13 protein-coding genes are annotated in these 16,125 nt (G+C 55.2%); 6 read left to right on the top strand and 7 right to left on the bottom strand.

Going from position 1 to position 16,125, the window contains the following annotated elements; all coding sequences use genetic code 11:
• Positions 1 to 102 precede the first annotated feature (102 nt).
• The 3 genes from WI754_RS27210 to WI754_RS27200 all read left to right on the top strand — a co-directional run bounded on the left by WI754_RS27210 (position 103) and on the right by WI754_RS27200 (position 3,942).
• The gene (locus WI754_RS27210; RefSeq protein WP_341488021.1) at positions 103 to 1,113 is read left to right on the top strand and encodes a KpsF/GutQ family sugar-phosphate isomerase; all 1,011 of its coding nucleotides are present in this window, start codon (positions 103 to 105) and stop codon (positions 1,111 to 1,113) included.
• Between the two features lie 303 nt (positions 1,114 to 1,416).
• Complete coding sequence (locus WI754_RS27205) at positions 1,417 to 2,673, top strand: GSCFA domain-containing protein (RefSeq protein ID WP_341487095.1); 1,257 nt, start codon at positions 1,417 to 1,419, stop codon at positions 2,671 to 2,673.
• A gap of 171 nt (positions 2,674 to 2,844) precedes the next feature.
• On the top strand, positions 2,845 to 3,942 hold the full coding sequence (locus WI754_RS27200) for a polysaccharide pyruvyl transferase family protein (RefSeq protein WP_341487094.1): 1,098 nt from the start codon (positions 2,845 to 2,847) through the stop codon (positions 3,940 to 3,942).
• 54 nt (positions 3,943 to 3,996) lie between these two features.
• Here the strand turns inward: WI754_RS27200 and WI754_RS27195 are convergent, their stop codons facing one another.
• The gene (locus WI754_RS27195; RefSeq protein WP_341487093.1) at positions 3,997 to 4,671 is read right to left on the bottom strand and encodes a hypothetical protein; all 675 of its coding nucleotides are present in this window, start codon (positions 4,669 to 4,671) and stop codon (positions 3,997 to 3,999) included.
• Between the two features lie 53 nt (positions 4,672 to 4,724).
• Positions 4,725 to 6,056, bottom strand: a complete 1,332-nt coding sequence (locus WI754_RS27190; protein WP_341487092.1) for a glycosyltransferase family 1 protein — start codon at positions 6,054 to 6,056, stop codon at positions 4,725 to 4,727.
• A gap of 557 nt (positions 6,057 to 6,613) precedes the next feature.
• Here WI754_RS27190 and WI754_RS27185 point away from each other — a divergent pair.
• Entirely contained in the window at positions 6,614 to 8,008 is a 1,395-nt protein-coding gene (locus WI754_RS27185) for a hypothetical protein (protein ID WP_341487091.1), read from the top strand.
• Between the two features lie 131 nt (positions 8,009 to 8,139).
• On the opposite strand, the gene WI754_RS27180 is transcribed toward WI754_RS27185, so the two are convergent.
• The 5 genes from WI754_RS27180 to WI754_RS27160 all read right to left on the bottom strand — a co-directional run bounded on the left by WI754_RS27180 (position 8,140) and on the right by WI754_RS27160 (position 13,882).
• A complete protein-coding gene (locus WI754_RS27180; RefSeq protein WP_341487090.1) occupies positions 8,140 to 8,925 on the bottom strand; it encodes a hypothetical protein in 786 nt (261 codons plus the stop codon).
• 30 nt (positions 8,926 to 8,955) lie between these two features.
• On the bottom strand, positions 8,956 to 10,260 hold the full coding sequence (locus WI754_RS27175) for a hypothetical protein (RefSeq protein ID WP_349438015.1): 1,305 nt from the start codon (positions 10,258 to 10,260) through the stop codon (positions 8,956 to 8,958).
• Positions 10,261 to 10,422: 162 nt separating this feature from the next.
• A complete protein-coding gene (locus tag WI754_RS27170) occupies positions 10,423 to 11,580 on the bottom strand; it encodes a polysaccharide biosynthesis/export family protein (RefSeq protein WP_349438014.1) in 1,158 nt (385 codons plus the stop codon).
• A gap of 166 nt (positions 11,581 to 11,746) precedes the next feature.
• The gene (locus tag WI754_RS27165; protein WP_349438013.1) at positions 11,747 to 12,625 is read right to left on the bottom strand and encodes a polysaccharide pyruvyl transferase family protein; all 879 of its coding nucleotides are present in this window, start codon (positions 12,623 to 12,625) and stop codon (positions 11,747 to 11,749) included.
• 183 nt (positions 12,626 to 12,808) lie between these two features.
• A complete protein-coding gene (locus tag WI754_RS27160; protein WP_341487086.1) occupies positions 12,809 to 13,882 on the bottom strand; it encodes a polysaccharide pyruvyl transferase family protein in 1,074 nt (357 codons plus the stop codon).
• Between the two features lie 251 nt (positions 13,883 to 14,133).
• Here WI754_RS27160 and WI754_RS27155 point away from each other — a divergent pair, with 251 nt between their 5' ends.
• The gene (locus tag WI754_RS27155; protein WP_349438012.1) at positions 14,134 to 15,276 is read left to right on the top strand and encodes a glycosyltransferase family 1 protein; all 1,143 of its coding nucleotides are present in this window, start codon (positions 14,134 to 14,136) and stop codon (positions 15,274 to 15,276) included.
• Positions 15,273 to 15,989, top strand: coding sequence for a hypothetical protein (locus WI754_RS27150; protein WP_341487083.1), 717 nt, complete (start codon positions 15,273 to 15,275; stop codon positions 15,987 to 15,989). Before WI754_RS27155 ends, WI754_RS27150 begins: the two co-directional genes overlap by 4 nt.
• Positions 15,990 to 16,125: the final 136 nt, after the last annotated feature.

Genomic DNA, 16,125 nt, shown 5'->3' with positions numbered 1-16,125 from the left:
CGAGGATTTTCCACGAATTCTTCGAAATCTCGACCATTTGGTTTGATCTGAGAGCGCTCTCGATATAATCGATGCTTACTTTTTGGTCGTGGAGCGTTAATGATGGGTCTCAGGCAAGTTGACGTGAATACCCCGAAGGAACGCGCTGTCGCCGAATCGATCGGACGTTCCATTGCCACAGCCGTCGATGGTATCAATGCGCTTGCCGCCCACTTCACTGCCGACCAGGCCCTGTCGCGCAGTCTCGTCGATGCCGTTGAATTGATCGCCCGCCGCAACGGCCGCGTCGTTGTTTCCGGGGTCGGGAAAAGCGGGCATATCGGCCGCAAGATCGCCGCGACCATGGCTTCTACCGGAACCTCGGCTTATTTCGTGCATCCGACGGAGGCGAGCCACGGTGATCTCGGCATGATCACGTCGGAAGACCTGCTCATTCTCCTTTCCTGGTCGGGCGAGACCGTCGAGCTTGGCAACATGCTGACCTATGCCAAGCGGTTCAACGTTCCAATTATTTCGGTGACATCCAATTGCGAGAGCCTGCTGGCGCGCAATTCCAGCGTCGCCATCACCCTGCCGAAGGTGCAGGAAGCCTGCCCGCACGGGTTGGCGCCGACGACATCGGCTATGCTGCAACTTGCCGTCGGCGATGCGCTGGCAATCGCGCTTCTCGAGCGTCGCGGCTTTTCGGCCCAGGACTTCAAGACGTTTCATCCGGGCGGCAAACTGGGCTCGCAGCTGCTTCTGGTGCAGGAGCTTGCGCACGCGGGTGAGGCGATCCCCCTCCTGCCGCTCGGCAGTCCCATGGGCGACGCGGTCATCCAGATGTCGTCCAAGGGCTTCGGTGTCGTTGGTATCACCGACGAAGCTGGAAAATTGGTCGGCGTCATCACAGACGGAGATTTGCGCCGCCACATGTCGCGTGATCTGCTGCTCGAAACGGTCGACGCGGTCATGTCTCACAATCCGCGGGTCATCCAGGGCAGCGTTCTGGCAAGTGCAGCGATGGAATTCATGCAGGCGCAGAAGGTCACTGTCCTGTTTTTGATCGATGACCTTGGGGTCCCGAGCGGCATATTGAACGTCCACGACCTGCTCCGCGCCGGCGTTGCATAAGCAGCGCACATCACTTCGGTAACAAAGCGCTCACTTCCCTAGGCGTCATGACCGACGGCGGGTCACCCACTATCGGGCGATCAGCGTGATCATTCGCTTAATTCTCATTGGCGCCGCAGAAGCTGTGGCTCATATACTTGAGCGGGTGCATTCCTGACTGGTCGTCTCCGGTAGGGAACGCTGTCGTACAAAGCATCCTCCTCTTCATCCACGTATCTGTGTGTCACGGATCGTTTCGTATTGTTTCTCCATTGACTATGCCGCTTCGGTGAATAATGTGCTGGCGCAACCGGAGATATGGTCTTGTCGTTATTCGAATATGTTCAGGATGGTGAGGTTAAGAAGGCATCTGGTACCTTCTTCAGGGGGGAGAGCACGAATTTTCATCCCACCAACGACTCATTTTCGCAGCCAAACTTCCTTTCTGACTACCTGATGAAGGGCTGGGAGCCATCGTCGAAGTTCGTCACCAAAGACACGCCAATTGTGGCCTTCGGGTCTTGTTTTGCCGCCAACATCAGCAACTACCTGCACAGTCGAGGCTACAACGTTCTCACCAAGAAGGATAACCGCGCTTACATCACTCGAATGGGTGATGGGATCGTGAACACCTCGGCGATCCTCCAGCAGTTCGAATGGGCGTGGCTGAATAAAGCCCCCGAGGGAGACCTCTGGCACGGGTATAAAGCTCAGGAGTTCGGCTACGAGGAGAGCGTCAGGCTGGACACCAAGGCGCTGCTGGACAGCGCGGGCCTCTTCGTCATCACTCTGGGACTCTCTGAGATATGGTACGATGAGGTGTCTGGGGAAGTCTTCTGGAGGGCTGTTCCAAAGGACAAGTATGACCCGAGCCGCCACAAGTTTAGAGTGGCAACCCATGCAGAGACCCTCGCCAATCTGGAAGCTATCCGCAGCATAATCCGCAAGTTCCGCCCGGATGCCCACATCCTCTTCTCAGTCTCACCTATCCCCCTTACCGCGACCTTTCGGCCTGTTTCGTGTCTCACCGCCGATGCGGTATCCAAGGCTATAATCCGAGGAGCCTTGGACGAGTTCCTGAGAAACAATGATAAAGACGAGTGCCTCCACTACATGCCGAGTTACGAGGCGGTTACCCGGCTGTTCAACAACCAGTGGACAGTAGACCGTCGTCACATTCATCCCCATGTCCTACGCTTCAACATGCAGATGTTTGAGACATTTTTCTGTAATCCCGGGCTGACCTCGGAGCAACTAGCGGAGACCTTCAGATCCGCCACGGAGGAGGATCTGAAGATTGGAATGAACGGTCACGAAAGCGAGGGACTGACGTACTCAGAGATACGCCGCCTTAGGTCGGAGGAGAAGCGTGAAAAGCGCCGTCAGGTCCGAATACAGGAGAGGATCAATTCTAGGGCGGCTGAGCGACAACTGAAGATAGCGGAGCGGAAGGACCAGGTTCGATCTAAAGGCGGCATAGTGGCGACGGTAACAGCGAGGATCGCTGTGGGCCTTCTGGCACTGCAGGGGGCCTTGGCTCTCGTCTTTGATTGGACGATTTTGGCCGTTGCCGTGCCGTAACTAGGTCAAGTTCAGACCGGTGCCAGCACAAGGGCCTCCTTGTGGAGTCGCCGCGCCCCTCAGACGGCGTCAAAACCGCTCATCAGGTTCTTGATGGCATTCGACTGTCTTGCAGAAAAGCGAAAGGGCTCGTACGAAGCGGGTATGAGGCAGCATCTCAGGAGAAGCTCAGTGAAGTCGATCTTTAAGGCGTTAAGAGCACATGCAGCAGGCGGAAAATCAAACGCGCTGGCCGAATATGTGCGCCGTCATGGTAAGGTTCCCCTGTCCTGGGCCGGCTCCACATCCAACATGGACTATCTCAACATCGGCGATGCTCTCAGCGCTGTTATGGTGGCACTTCTGTCGGGCCGCGATATCGAGCGCGTCCCCTCAAAATCGAATTCACTGCGCATGGCATGCGTCGGGACGATCGGCCATGGATTTGCCGGTGGAGAAGTATGGTTCTGGGGGACGGGCGCGTCGATGTGGAAAAATCCATCCGCACCGCGCAACGACTGGCAAAGCTTCAGCGGCGCCGGAGAAAAAGGTTTTACGGTGACCGCAACACGCGGCCCGGTGTCGGAGCATCTGCTGACGGGCAGGCCGGAGGGATCTGTCGGTGTCTATGGCGATCCGGTGTGGTTGCTGCCGCGTTTCTATGCGCCGGCGCCGGTCAAGAAATGGAAGTTGGGCGTTATCGTCCATCTGTCCGAATTGACGGATCGCAATCCCGAGACGCACGTCAAGTCCGAACTCCAGCGCTATTCGATCCCAGAGAGCCTGAAGGATCACATCCACCTGATCAATACGGTGACGCCGATCAGCATGACGTCGATCAAAGACAAGATCGATGAGATTTTGTCCTGCGATCGGATCGTGTCTACGAGCCTTCATGGCATGGTCTTTGCCGAAAGTTACGGTATTCCGTGCCTGCATTTTCCGCTGCACGGTCCGAAGCAGGGGCTTCATGTCCGGAACCTCGACGCCAACTGCGATCTCGATCTGCGTGTCATCGACCTTTACCGAGGACTGGGAATGACGGAATTGCCGGTTTACGCTCAGGACCGCAACAATGTGACCGATTGGGGTGACCTGATGGCTGGGATCGATAGCGCCTGGGTGCCGAAGACCTTCAATGCGCAGGCACTTCTCGATGCCTTTCCGCTCGATCTTGCTCCGTTAACGTCGCCGGCCGGCCGAACGATCTGGGATCACCCGATCCTGCAAAATCTGGTTCTGCAGCATGACGTCAACGAGTTGAAGCGCATGGACAAACTGCGCGCGTAGAGAATTCGAAAGCCCGCTCTCGAAAACGCTTTTCAGCATGTTGCAACGGTGGCTTCAGCGCGATTTGCTGCTTTCAATCAACGTCAGCACAAGCGCGGAAAGCAGTGTCAAAGGCGTCGTCGCGGCCGTCTGGGGTTTGGAGCTTTGCGTTGGCGTAAGGCCGACTTTCCCGACTGGTTTGTCATTTGCATTAACGCCGCTATTGCCCAACGTCCACCAGCCCTCACGCAGGATCTTTTCGATGACGAATGTGGCGACGTCGAGCGAGCGCGACGGAGAGCCCGGCGGCAGAATATCGGCGGATGTCGGATTACGATCGCTCATCACCGAGTAATAGACGCGCCTGATATCGTTATCGATGTCGTCATTACCCTCAGGCGCGGTGTTTATTTTCTGTCGAAGTTTGCGCAGGTCGTTGACCGTGACGGCATTAGTGCTGGCTATCCCAGACAATTCGTCCGCGAAGACATCTGGATTGGTCCCTTCGCCCGTGAACAGCTCGGAGAGCGCTGAACCGGGTGCGGCTTGCCGGTTCCGGATCACCTTGGCGGCTCCCCGAATACCGTCCCGAAATGCCTCTTTCCGGATTTCGTCCTGTTTTGCAATTAAGGCGGACGCTGCGGAACAAACTTCGAGAAGAAGTGCTGCTGCCTTTTGATCGGCCATCGTCTGCGCTGCATCATTCGCTCTTGCGAGCAGATCATTCAGTGAAGGTTTCTGGTCGGTCATCGGTGGTTTGATTTCTTCATTACGAGAGTGCGCCGTGCGATCCCCAAAACGTATCACTTGAACTTGGCGTAGAGATCCTGAAGCCGCTCGGCGTACTTCTCTGGAGAAAACAGCTTAGCGCGCTCTTGACCCACCGTCTGATAGTGCTCCATCAATCCGTCGTCATGCTCTATGTCTTTGATCGCTTGCGTGATCGAGTTAACATTGTACGGATCAACGATCAATGCGCTGTCGCCGGCAACTTCCGGATTTGCGCCTTCACTGCCGGTGATCACCGCTGTGCCCAGCTGCATCGCCTCGAGGATCGGCAAGCCGAACCCTTCGTACAGGGAAGGAAACACAACTGCCCTGGCACATCGGATCAATGACGTCAGCAGATTGAGGGGCAAATATTCCAGTCGAATGACCGAAGAGGTCTTCGAGACATGGCTGATCGTCGGATCCATGAACGGTTGCTGGCGCGTCGATTTCCCCAAGTCCTGCGGAACGCCGAGAAGACGGAGCTCATTGGCGTTTTTCCAGACCAGCTGACCGACGATCACCAGCGGAAGCCGGCTCTGGCTGGCGAGATAGGCTTCGATAATTCGGCCAACATTCTTCTTCGGCTCGATCGCGCCGAAGAAGAGAAAATACTGCTTATGTTCGAGACCGAAGATCGACGACACCTCTTCGCGGACCTCGTCCGCGTTCCGGTTCAGAATACGGCTCGGTAGATTGACGGCTTGATAGGTATTCGTTACGCGGCTTTCATCAACGCCCAGAAGTTCGACGATATCCCGCTTGGACGCCTCCGAAACCGTAACGATGTGATCGGCTTTTTCGCTGATGCGCCGAACCTTCTTCAAAAACTCCCTCTTGTTGTCGAGCGTTGCGTAAGGCAGCCGCAGCGGAACGAGATCATGGATGGTATAAAGATTGGCTGCATTCTTGAGTGTGACCGCCAGTGGATAGGTCCAGTGGGCGATATCGGCGCTGCCGGGATATTCGACGTTCAGAAATTGACCATAGGTCCGAAAATGCCAGCGGGAGACCGTGTACAGATTACGTGAATTGAAAATTCGGTCATGCGCAGGAAGGCCGCCGGGTGTGTTCCGCGCGATGACCTTGCCAGTGATCGGGACACGATTGGCGGTGACCCCAAATGGTGATGTTATCAGGCGCTTGACAATTTCTTTCGTCTTCATCGGTTTGACAGACGGGTCAAAGAAGCTCACCTCCGCAAGGAGTTCGTTTTTGCCGGCTGATGACCGTATTCCATACATCAAGTCCACCTGATGCCCCAGCGCCGACAGCTGTGCACTCAGGTTTCGGGCGTAGGTGGCAATCCCCGTGCCCTTCTCCAAAGCGAGATTGTAGCCATCGACCATGACACGAGCTTTAGGCATGAAACGTAGATCCACTTGCTGTTTGCTTTGTCGGCCTGAATGTGCGGAGACCGGCCGAGCGAGGTTGTTCGTTTTTAGTTCTCAGATGACGGAACCGTCAGTGCCGGCAGAAGACGATACGACCCGCTATCTATGCGATTGCCATTTTGGAAGCAACCTTAATGCTGTCGCCGGGAATGCTGCAGAACCGCGTCAGAGAGCATGACGGCTGGCTGGACAGCGCATGTCGTGCGCAGGTATGCGCCAAACAGGCACATCCCCATCTTGTCAGCCAACAGTGCAATCCGGTGCGTGCGTTGCTCGAGGGACGGAGGTGGATGACACGTCCGCGTAGTCCATCTATATGGTTTGTCAGCGTAGAGTAGACATTCTATGCCGGATGATAGGAAAACAGACCATGGAAGCTAGGCCAGTCTGGCAATCCTACAGGCAGGAGCAGGAGAGAAAGGAACAAGCTGGGAACGAGAAATCGTGGATAGCGCCTTGCAAGTGCCATCAAATTCCTGTGGTTTCGAATAGCGATAGCGATAGCGATAGCGATAGCGACAGGAGTTCCTATGAAACGTCGGACTTTTCTCAGGGCGGGGTTGGTTGCCGCCGTACTTGAAGGTAGCCGGGTCGGAGGTATCCGTGTGGCCTTTGCTGCATCAGCCTCAGCGCGTCAATTTGAAAGTCCACAGGCGTACGGCGCAATCGGTGACGGCGCGAGTCACCCGCTTTCGGAGTTCTTCCCGACGCTACCCGCGGCTCAAGTCGTTTATCCGCACGCACAAGCGTTGACCGATGAAATCGATTGGGCCGCTTTCCAGAAGGCTGCCAACCAAGGCAATACCCGTCTGTGGCTGGATGGCTGGCGCCGCTATAGGTTCAATCGTCAACTGCTTATCGAAGATGGCGGATTTGTCCTCGATGGAGACAAGTCGAACGTCTTCCTCCCGGATATGGCGTATTTCACCAACAACACGCGTGCCAGCGAACTTGGCGCGACGGGCTGTATTATCCTATGCCAGGGCGAGCAGAGCGGGTCGTTCGCACCGCTGGATGGCATTCGTATCAGCGGCTTTCAGGTTGACGGAGGTGGACCAGAGGATCGCCGCACCGTCATCGTCGGCGCTCGCAACGTGATCAACTTTCAGGTGACGGACCTGGAGATCTACGATTTCGCTGTCGGCACCGGCATCTACGGCGATAAAATCACGGGAAACTCCAAAATCCTACGGAACACCATTCGCGACTGGTATTCTGACGCCGCATATGGCGGCGACAAGCAGACGTCTCAGTCTACCGGGATTTCCATCGATGACGGCGATGTCAACAACCAACGCTCCTCTGGCATCGAGATTGGCTGGAACCACATCCTGAATCTCAAAAAAGGCGCGACGCTTCTCGCCGCGCTCGGTTGGCAGACAGATGGCGTCAGCATCCTGAATATGGTGAGTGTCGGGCATCATATACATGACACCTACGGAGAAAACATCGGTGAGCTGGTAGACTGCTTTGGTTGCGACAACGAGATATCAAACAACCACGGCATCGATGTTGACGCTGTGGTGAAGATCATTCACGGCGCCTCTCGAAATCATGTTCATCACAATCGCGGGGAAGATGTTAAACGCTATCACCTCACCTTGAGGGGCACCTCTAATGGAGGCGACGTGCATGGCAACGTCATTGAGCATAACTACTGCTTCGGCATTCGAGCTGGGCGGGATGCTCGGGCTTGCATCGACATAGGAGACGACGCGACGGGCTATGCGTGCCGGGATAATGTCTTCAAGCGCAATTTTCTTGATCCTGGCACAGGTGGCCTTGCGTGCGTAAGATCGGAACTTCAGCAGGGTGTGAATTATTCGATCCAGGATAAGTTCGTCGCGGCTGGCACGAGAGGCTATGTCCTCGGCAACATTTCGGCGCTGAAAAGGTTTGTGGTCAAAGCGGCTGTTCGCCATTGAACCGGTCGAGGCGAAGGCCAATGCCCGCAGCGCCATCACCGCGTGGGCCGAACTCGTCGTGGCACGTTACTCGGAATTCGCCATTAATGGACGAAAGCTCAATTAATCCGCGGAGATTCGCCGGAACGGCTTTAGTGGGCCCTGTGATTTCTCAGAGCTCGTTCGAACGCCAGACCCAGCATTAGCACTGCGAACGTCCAGCCAAGCATGTAATTCATCGACATCAAATGGGTAGGATAAGTGGGAAAGAACGCTGTTCGGAACAGCGCGACGAAATGCATGATCGGGTTGTAAGCCAGAATGTCCTTGACCGCCGGCGGCATGTATTCAGGAATGAAAAACACCCCGCTGAAAAATATCTGAGTACGTGCAAAAATCGACCAGCAAAATTTCCAGAGTGGAATCAGGTAGGTCAGGAATGAATTGATGAGACCAACACCAAAGGCCAACAACGTAAGCATTACTAGAAACTGCACTATCGCAACCGGATTATAGGGTATCGCATAACGTGAAAGGCCTAAAACGGCAATCATTGCGAAGAAAGTAAGAAAGGCGAGCGTAAACGATAAAAATTCCACGAAACTGCGCGCGATTGAATAGTCGAGCGCCTCAATGAACGGGATACTTGTAACTGCTTTGGATGCCTCAAGCGCAGATGCTGCTTTAATACTAATAGTCCGAAAGAAGAGAATGGGAAAAATGCCTGTGGCTATAAACAACAGCAGGCTATCGCCGATAAGTAGGCTTCGATGAAGATATGTGAAAATGATCCAGTGTCCGACGATAAAAAAAAGCGCCTCTAGCAGATCAAACAACTGCATGAATGCGTGCTTGCTGTTGCGCAGTCTGATTTCGCGTATCGTAAGCGCGCTTACGATTCTCATTTGCCGGGACAAGCCGAGCGCCAATACATTCATCGAAAGATAGGCTCCAGCTGACTAAACTTATCAAGCATGGTCACGGATGCTGTAATAGATCAGCGTCAACACCACCCACGCGCCGAACGCGGACAGGAATACCAGGAGCGTGTCGATGAAGGTGCGGGGGTAGGACGCAATCTGGGGCAATCCTGGCTGAACATAGGTGGCGAGGTAGGTCTGGTTGTTGCTGGCCCGCATACGGGCATTTTCATAGTTCGTCAGAGAGGACTCATAGAGTTTTGTCGTGATCTCGACATCCGTCTGCAACTGATCGTATTTCGTGACACGTTGCGCGTCGTCCAATGTGCCGGGCTTCGATGCATCGGCGTCGGTGACCTGCGATTGCAAAATTTCAATCTGTTCTTTTGCAGCGGCAATCTGATTCTTGAGGACGGTAAGCCGCGGAGACGTCGGATCCATATCGCTCGAAAGCGCGGAATATTGCGCTTCCAGTGCCGATAAATCGCCCCGCAGCTTGTTGTTCAGAAGCATCTTGCCTTCGGCGTCCTTGCGCACGTCAATACTCTTCTGGCCGGAGCGCAGTTCCATTTCGTGCTGACGAACCTCCTTGAGACGCGCCTCGGCGCGGTCCAGCTCATTTTTGGCGAAAGCCATCTGACTCTGGCGCGCCTTTTCGGAAATGTCGTTGACGAGCTTTTCGCATAGAGCCTGCAGGGCGGTAGTTACTTTGAGTGCATCCTGCGGTGAAAACGCCGTGACCTCGATCGTGTTGATACCCGTCATGATATCGTAGCTCGTCGAAATCCGCTTGCGCCAGTAATCCACCAGACGCTCGAGCGAGACGTCTTCAGGAAGACGCGACCACCCATCGATGCCATCCATCGAATAGATCCGGCGCAAACCGACACTCTTCTCCAGCGCCTCGACCGCATCCCGGCTAAGCGCGTAATCGGCGACAATATAGCTGTTGGACATGGCAACGGCCGTATCTGCCGCGACGGAGGAGGAGGAGGAAGATAGATAGGCGCCATCCGTTGGCCGAACGGAGAAGCGGAATTCGGACATATACTGCGGAGACGCGACGAAGGCGAAGTAAAGGGCACCGATGATCGTTGGCACGACGACCATCAGGAAAAAAGATATCGATGCACCAGAAAGGCCGCCTCTCGCTTTGGCAACCATATCCGTAACCCGCGCGGACCGATATATAACTGTCGTTTTGCGAGGAAACGGCTTGGGAACAATCGCGGGTGCAGTCGCCGGCTGCTGACGGACAGGCCTGACTTCGTCGAGCCGCAACACCAATGCGCCTGTCTCATCCGAGCGAGCCTGTGATTTTTCGCGCGTCGCCGACCGGTTCGTGTCCTTCAACGTCGTCTCCTAAACTAGGCGCAATCCCCGCCGCAAGGGAGCCTCATAACACAGTTCCACCATTGGGAAAAGCGCGGCGGATCAAAGGCGCCAGCGACGTTTACCGATGGCGCATTAAGCTTAGCAAGTTGGCAGCTTTGAGACAGATCCGTCTCTCAAGCGCTAATTGTTCAAATCAGTCAGCGTATTCGAAACAGACGCAGCCTGAGCAATCGGCGCCGCAGTCGAGCTGACAAGTGTTGCAAACTTGCGAACCTCGGCAAGGGACGAGTTTGCTATGTAGATGAGGTCACGATTGCGCAGATTGAAACTCTTCAACAGGAAGAAGCCACTCGGATCGGTCAGATCGACCTGGTAAATGACATTTGCGGTTGGCCCATAGGTGGAGAAATTCTTCTCGGGCATGAGCTGACGCAGCAAGTCCGTCGATTCCGTCCGATAAATGAAGATGCCCTTCGCATTTGCACGCTCGTCGTTCAGGCCGCCGACTTTCGCCAGCGCCTGGTTCAGATAAAGCTGGGATTCGTCGAACTGGATCGATGCATTGGCGATCGACGCGCCAAAAACGGTGAAGCTCCTCGGCTGACGGATGAGCGCGATGACATCATCCGGCTGAACGTAAATGTTTTCATTCGGATCGGAAATCAAGCGCTCCATCGGAATGGTCTCGGTGCGGCGGCCACGCGTGATCTGGGCAGAAAGCTGATGGGATTCGATACGGGGCCCACCGGCCATCGCAATAACGTCGAGCAGTTTTTCACCACGCGGGGAAAGCGGAATTCGCCCGCTACTTGCCACTTCGCCCGTCACCGTGACCGTGTTGGACACGTTCTTGACGACACTGACAAGAACTTGAGGCTGAACCGCCATCCGCACGAGCGCCTGCTCGATCGATTCCTTAACCTGTTCCGGCGTCCGGTTTGCAGCCTTTATGACGCCGGCATAAGGAACGGAGATCGTGCCAGCTTCCGAAACCGGCTGCTCGGGTATCTGGGTTCCGCCGCCGCGGCCAGAACTTGAAAACAAGCCGTCTGGCGATGCTTCCCAGATGGAAATAATGACCGTGTCGCCGACGCCGATCAGTGCGGAGCTGCGTTTCTTGGTATTTCCAAACGATGCCGCGAGCTGCCGGTCAAAGCCCTGGGCCAGAGTAGAGACGACACTGGGGGTCACGTTGATGAGCGTGTAGGGCGCGTATTGGTCTTTGGCTTCAGCCTGGATCTTGTTTGCGCTGGGGCCTGAGCTCGGCATCGTGCACGACGACATGGCAACACAAACCGCAGCCAATGAAAGTTTGGCGAATTTATCCAAAAACTGCATATGAACCCTGTATCGCCTGACTTGCTGGCAAGCCCATTTTCATCATCAAATTCCGGTGCCGCATTGGATATATCAACACCAGCGCGTAAACAATGACATCAAGGCCGCAGCTCAAGAAAACAACAGTTTTGAGTCAAAAGCGACGCGACACCGTATGTCATTGTGATCAATAGCGGTTTCCTTGCAACACCTCTGGTGAGCACCGCCATACCTTGTTCTTGAACTGAACCGCGCGAGGCAGAGGGAACGCATTGAACAGCGCTTCTCCCGTGTAGCTCAGCGGCTGCCAATGATTGTCGATGAACGCCATTGCCTTTTCCCAATCCGTTTCCTGATGAAGCGGGTGAAGATAACTCAAGACCGAATCCCGATCGGCGCCACCGTAGAAATCGATCATGCGATGATCGATCGACCGCGATCCGTCGATGGGCAAAAACCCGGACGCGCCATGATTGGTTGAAAACCACGCGCAGGGGATGTTGTACGTCTCAGCAATGACCAAACCGTGAAGACTGGTGGAAAGAATACGCCGGCAGGAGACGATTTCCTGAATCTTGTCGCGCATTCCAGCGATATCAGCGCCGGTGTATGTGTTGATTATCTTGATGTTTTGGGAAAGTTCCGGTGGAATCCTGTAGCGTTGGAGGCTCTTGCGCACGGATGCACGCGCCGTAGCCTCGTCCAGTTCGGAAATGTGGACGATCACGCCCAGTTCGAATTCCTTCTTGAGACCGGCAAACGGAAACACACGTGGCAGAAACCAGACCGGATCGCCAAAAATGTCGGGAACTTCCACGCCGAGCTTCCGCAATCCGGCCGCCGTCTGCTTCCCCCGGACCGCATGGACTACGAGTTGCGTGTTGTCGGGGACCCTATACTCGCCGATGGCGCCCGTCGGTCCTCGCTTCAAATCGAAGCCGGTGCCCCAGACGTGGACCTTGGCCCCATACTGGGCATGGCCGATGGTTCCGACCGCCGTCATTCTCTCGTTGTCGTGATTGAAAGCGGCAGGCTCTATCTTCAATCCCGAAATGGCCGATACCATCACCGCACTGAGCGCATCGCCGAGGTTTGCATCGGGATGCTGACCGGTGGTCCAGACCCAGGAGAGACGGATCCGCTCGCTCTTTGTTTCGTTGTCCTTCGAAAGAACGCCCGCCGCGGGCCACGTGATCTTGCGGCGAAACAGCCGTCTTGCAGCACCCAGACCCACCGAAACCACCATCCTCTATCGTGCCCGCCGAAAAATGCGTGAAAGCAGGCCGTTCCTGGCACGCACGACCAGCTCCGCTTCTCTTTTCGTCGGAACGGAACGAATTAACGGATGATCGAATGCGCTGCCGGTCGCACCTTTTTCCAGCATGGACAAAGGAAGCGGAAACGATTCGATGAGCGGATCTTCGGAGAGATATTTAGGCTCCCAGACCTCGTCGATGGTCCGGATCAGAGCATCCCAATTCGTTTCTTCGGTGCGCGGCTGGTACCAGACATGGAGATGATTCTGGCCTAAACCGCGATAGAGATCGACAAATCGCAGATCCAGCCCTTCTTCGCTCATCAGATCGATGCGCCCGAGCCCTGATGTTTGCGCTCTCGGCGAGAAATAGAGGCAGGGGATACCGTAGGATTCCGCGAATACCATTCCATGCAGGCTTGTGGAGACAATGCGTTTACAAGCTAGAATTTCGTCTAGACGCTCTCTTAGACCAGCGATCGAAACTGGAGTCACGGTATTGATCAACTTGATCGCGTGGCGATCCTCGGTGGCAATATCGTGACGCCTCGAATCGGCTCTTGGGTGCGCATCATGTTCACGGTCCGCTAGTTCCGACAAATGAAGAATGACGCCCAGTTCATAGGTTTTCTTCTTCGGCGCCTCGTGGAAGCGAGGCAGAAGCCAAAGGGGATCACCGTAGACGGCCGGACCAGTCGCATCCGGCGCCAGGATCCGCCGGCTGAACGGCCCACGGGTGGCGTAGGTCTGGATCCTGGTATCTGCCGGCCGGACGTATGGGACTTTTGGCTCATTGGTTTGATTCGGGTTGGCACTGGGTGATGTACCCGTGCCCCAAAACGATACGTTTCCGCCCGAAAACATGTGACCGATCGTGCCGACGGCCGCCAGCCTCACCATATCTGATTTGGCCGCGGTATGATTGACGGGCAATCCGGACATCATTGATACGATGACAGGTGACAAGGCGTCGCCCAGATTGAGATAATTCTGATCACTGCTGGTCGTAACCCATGAAAGGGGAATCGACTTTCTGGAGCGAACGATTTCAAGGAGTTCTTGCGACAATTTTCACCATTTTCGGCTTTTCCGGATAGAACTGGGACGTTGATATTCCCACAGAATGCACCGCCGTTTCAGTTGCGGCGGCGTATACCATATCGATTTAATGTGCGAAAGTGGCGCTTGTGGGTGCAAAAAAACGAACGGTTGGGTTAAGTACGCAGTCCTCTTCCAGTTGTTGCAAATGGCTGTTTCTAGACTTGTAGGCATAGATGTACCGTCTTTCAATGAGGTCCCTTTCGATCGAAACACCTCGGGTGCTTTTTGACATTTCACGCCTTGTGCGCAGTTACGAGCAGTCTTTCGGCACCGGCGTGGACCGAATCGATCTGGCGATCGGCCTGGACTTGTTGAAGCGATTTGGCTCTGAATGTCATTTCGTACATGCAGGCCGATATGGTGTCTGCATCCTGCCACAGGACCTTGGAAAGGCGGTACTCATACACCTTCAGCATTTGTGGAACGACGATCCTTCTTCAGTGGGGCAGGCAAGTGTGTTGATCAAGCTCCGGCTCAAGTACGAGCCACGTATCCGCAGCCATTTCCCGCCGCCGAGCGACAGAATCGTGTCTCCGCAAACAACCTATGTTGTGGCCTCCCATTCGGGTGTGGGCAAGATCGCGGGAGGGATGAGCGGCCTCGATCCGCACCGGAAAATGCAGCGTCTGATATACATCCACGATCTGATCCCCTTCGAGTATCCGGAGTATCAACGGCCGGAGGCGAAACAGCAGTTTTCGAGCTTTTTGAAAGAACTGACGGATACGCCTGTGATCGCCGTCAGCAATTCGAACGATACCGATCGGCGCGTCAAGAAATTCGCGGCGGAGAATGCCTGGCAACTCGCAGCCACCGATGTCATCGTGCCAACGCTGGATTTCAAACGGATGCCTGCCACGCCTCTGACGCCACCTGTCAGCGCATTTCTAGAAAACGGCAGTCCCTATTTCGTCATTCTTGGGACGATCGAACCTCGAAAAAACCATCTTCTGTTGCTCCAGATTTGGCGAGAACTGTCTCAACGTGAAAACCCGCCGCGCCTATGCATTATCGGAAAGCGGGGCTGGGAAAATGAAAATGTGATAGACATGCTGGAACGTTGCCCGGCCATAACGGATACGGTATCCGAATTCGCTGATCTTTCCGATTTTGAAGTTCAGACAATGCTGCAACATGCAACGGCGCTTCTGTTCCCCTCCTTTGCGGAGGGGCTCGGGATTCCCATATTGGAGGCCGCAGCCCTCGGCGTTCCATGCGTCGCCTCCGACATTCCGGTGTTTCGTGAAATTGCGCCGGCCGGCACGACCTTTTTGAGTCCTCTGGATGGAGCGGGCTGGTTGGCCGAGATCGTCTCGCGGGCGGGCGATGTGCACAATAACCAGATGAAAGACCAATCTTGAGCATCAGCTTCACCAATGTTCACAAGACACTGCGCCAGAAGACGTCGCGGACCAAGGTCCTTGAGGGCGCAGACGCGGAATTCATCGGCGACCGGCTGACCGGCGTTCTGGCACCGCCCGGGAGCGGGAAGACGACGCTTGCCAATCTGACGACGGGCAAATTGCGCGCCGATATAGGCCGGGTGCGACGCTCATCGCTGGTTTCCTTCCCCGTGGCCTCCGGTGGGGTTTTTAACGGCGCCCTGACGGGCCGCGAAAATCTAGCCTTCCTATGCCGTGTGTTCGGCTTCGACCCCGTTCCCATCATCCGCTTCGTCGTGGATTTCACGGAAATTGGAAAGGCAATCGACAAGCCGTTCAAGAACTTGAACCGCGACGAGCGCACGAAGCTTCTGTTCACGTCCTGCTACGCCATTCCGTTCGAGACCTACATCGTCGATGAAAGTCTGATCGGTGGACGCGGTCCCTTCCGGGCACGGTGCGAGGAACTCGTCACGGAAAGAATGCAGTCCGCCGGCTTCCTGATCCTGAGCTCTTCTCCCAACCTGATCAGAAAATACTGCAATGACGTCTTCATCGTCGACAAGTTCAAAATATTGGAAGTGGACTCTGTAGACGAAGCCGAAACACTTCTGGGCGCCGACCGTCTGCGAGCGGGAAATGGCGAGCTTGAACTTGTCGGGGATGTCGACGAAAGCCAGAACTTGGAATAGAGGTCACTTCCTCCATCAGCAAGCGAAAGAACGCACCTTGTCTTGCGGGTGCCCAGGAGGCTTTACATTTTTTCTTAAAACGTGTCGCTGCGCCCCACTCAACATTCCGAAGAATTCTTTTTTGATGCAATTGTCC

The sequence above is a fragment of the Pararhizobium sp. A13 genome, from assembly GCF_040126305.1.
Classification (GTDB): domain Bacteria; phylum Pseudomonadota; class Alphaproteobacteria; order Rhizobiales; family Rhizobiaceae; genus Pararhizobium.
The sequence above is the reverse complement of the archived record's forward strand: the minus strand, read 5'-3'. Positions and strand labels throughout refer to the sequence as shown.

Coding starts and splice junctions, on each gene's coding strand:
- WI754_RS27195 (WP_341487093.1), bottom strand. CDS start 4,671: ATGACCGACCAGAAACCTTCACTGAATGATCTGCTCGCAAGAGCGAAT.
- WI754_RS27210 (WP_341488021.1), top strand. CDS start 103: ATGGGTCTCAGGCAAGTTGACGTGAATACCCCGAAGGAACGCGCTGTC.
- WI754_RS27180 (WP_341487090.1), bottom strand. CDS start 8,925: ATGAATGTATTGGCGCTCGGCTTGTCCCGGCAAATGAGAATCGTAAGC.
- WI754_RS27185 (WP_341487091.1), top strand. CDS start 6,614: ATGAAACGTCGGACTTTTCTCAGGGCGGGGTTGGTTGCCGCCGTACTT.
- WI754_RS27190 (WP_341487092.1), bottom strand. CDS start 6,056: ATGCCTAAAGCTCGTGTCATGGTCGATGGCTACAATCTCGCTTTGGAG.
- WI754_RS27165 (WP_349438013.1), bottom strand. CDS start 12,625: ATGGTATCGGCCATTTCGGGATTGAAGATAGAGCCTGCCGCTTTCAAT.
- WI754_RS27170 (WP_349438014.1), bottom strand. CDS start 11,580: ATGCAGTTTTTGGATAAATTCGCCAAACTTTCATTGGCTGCGGTTTGT.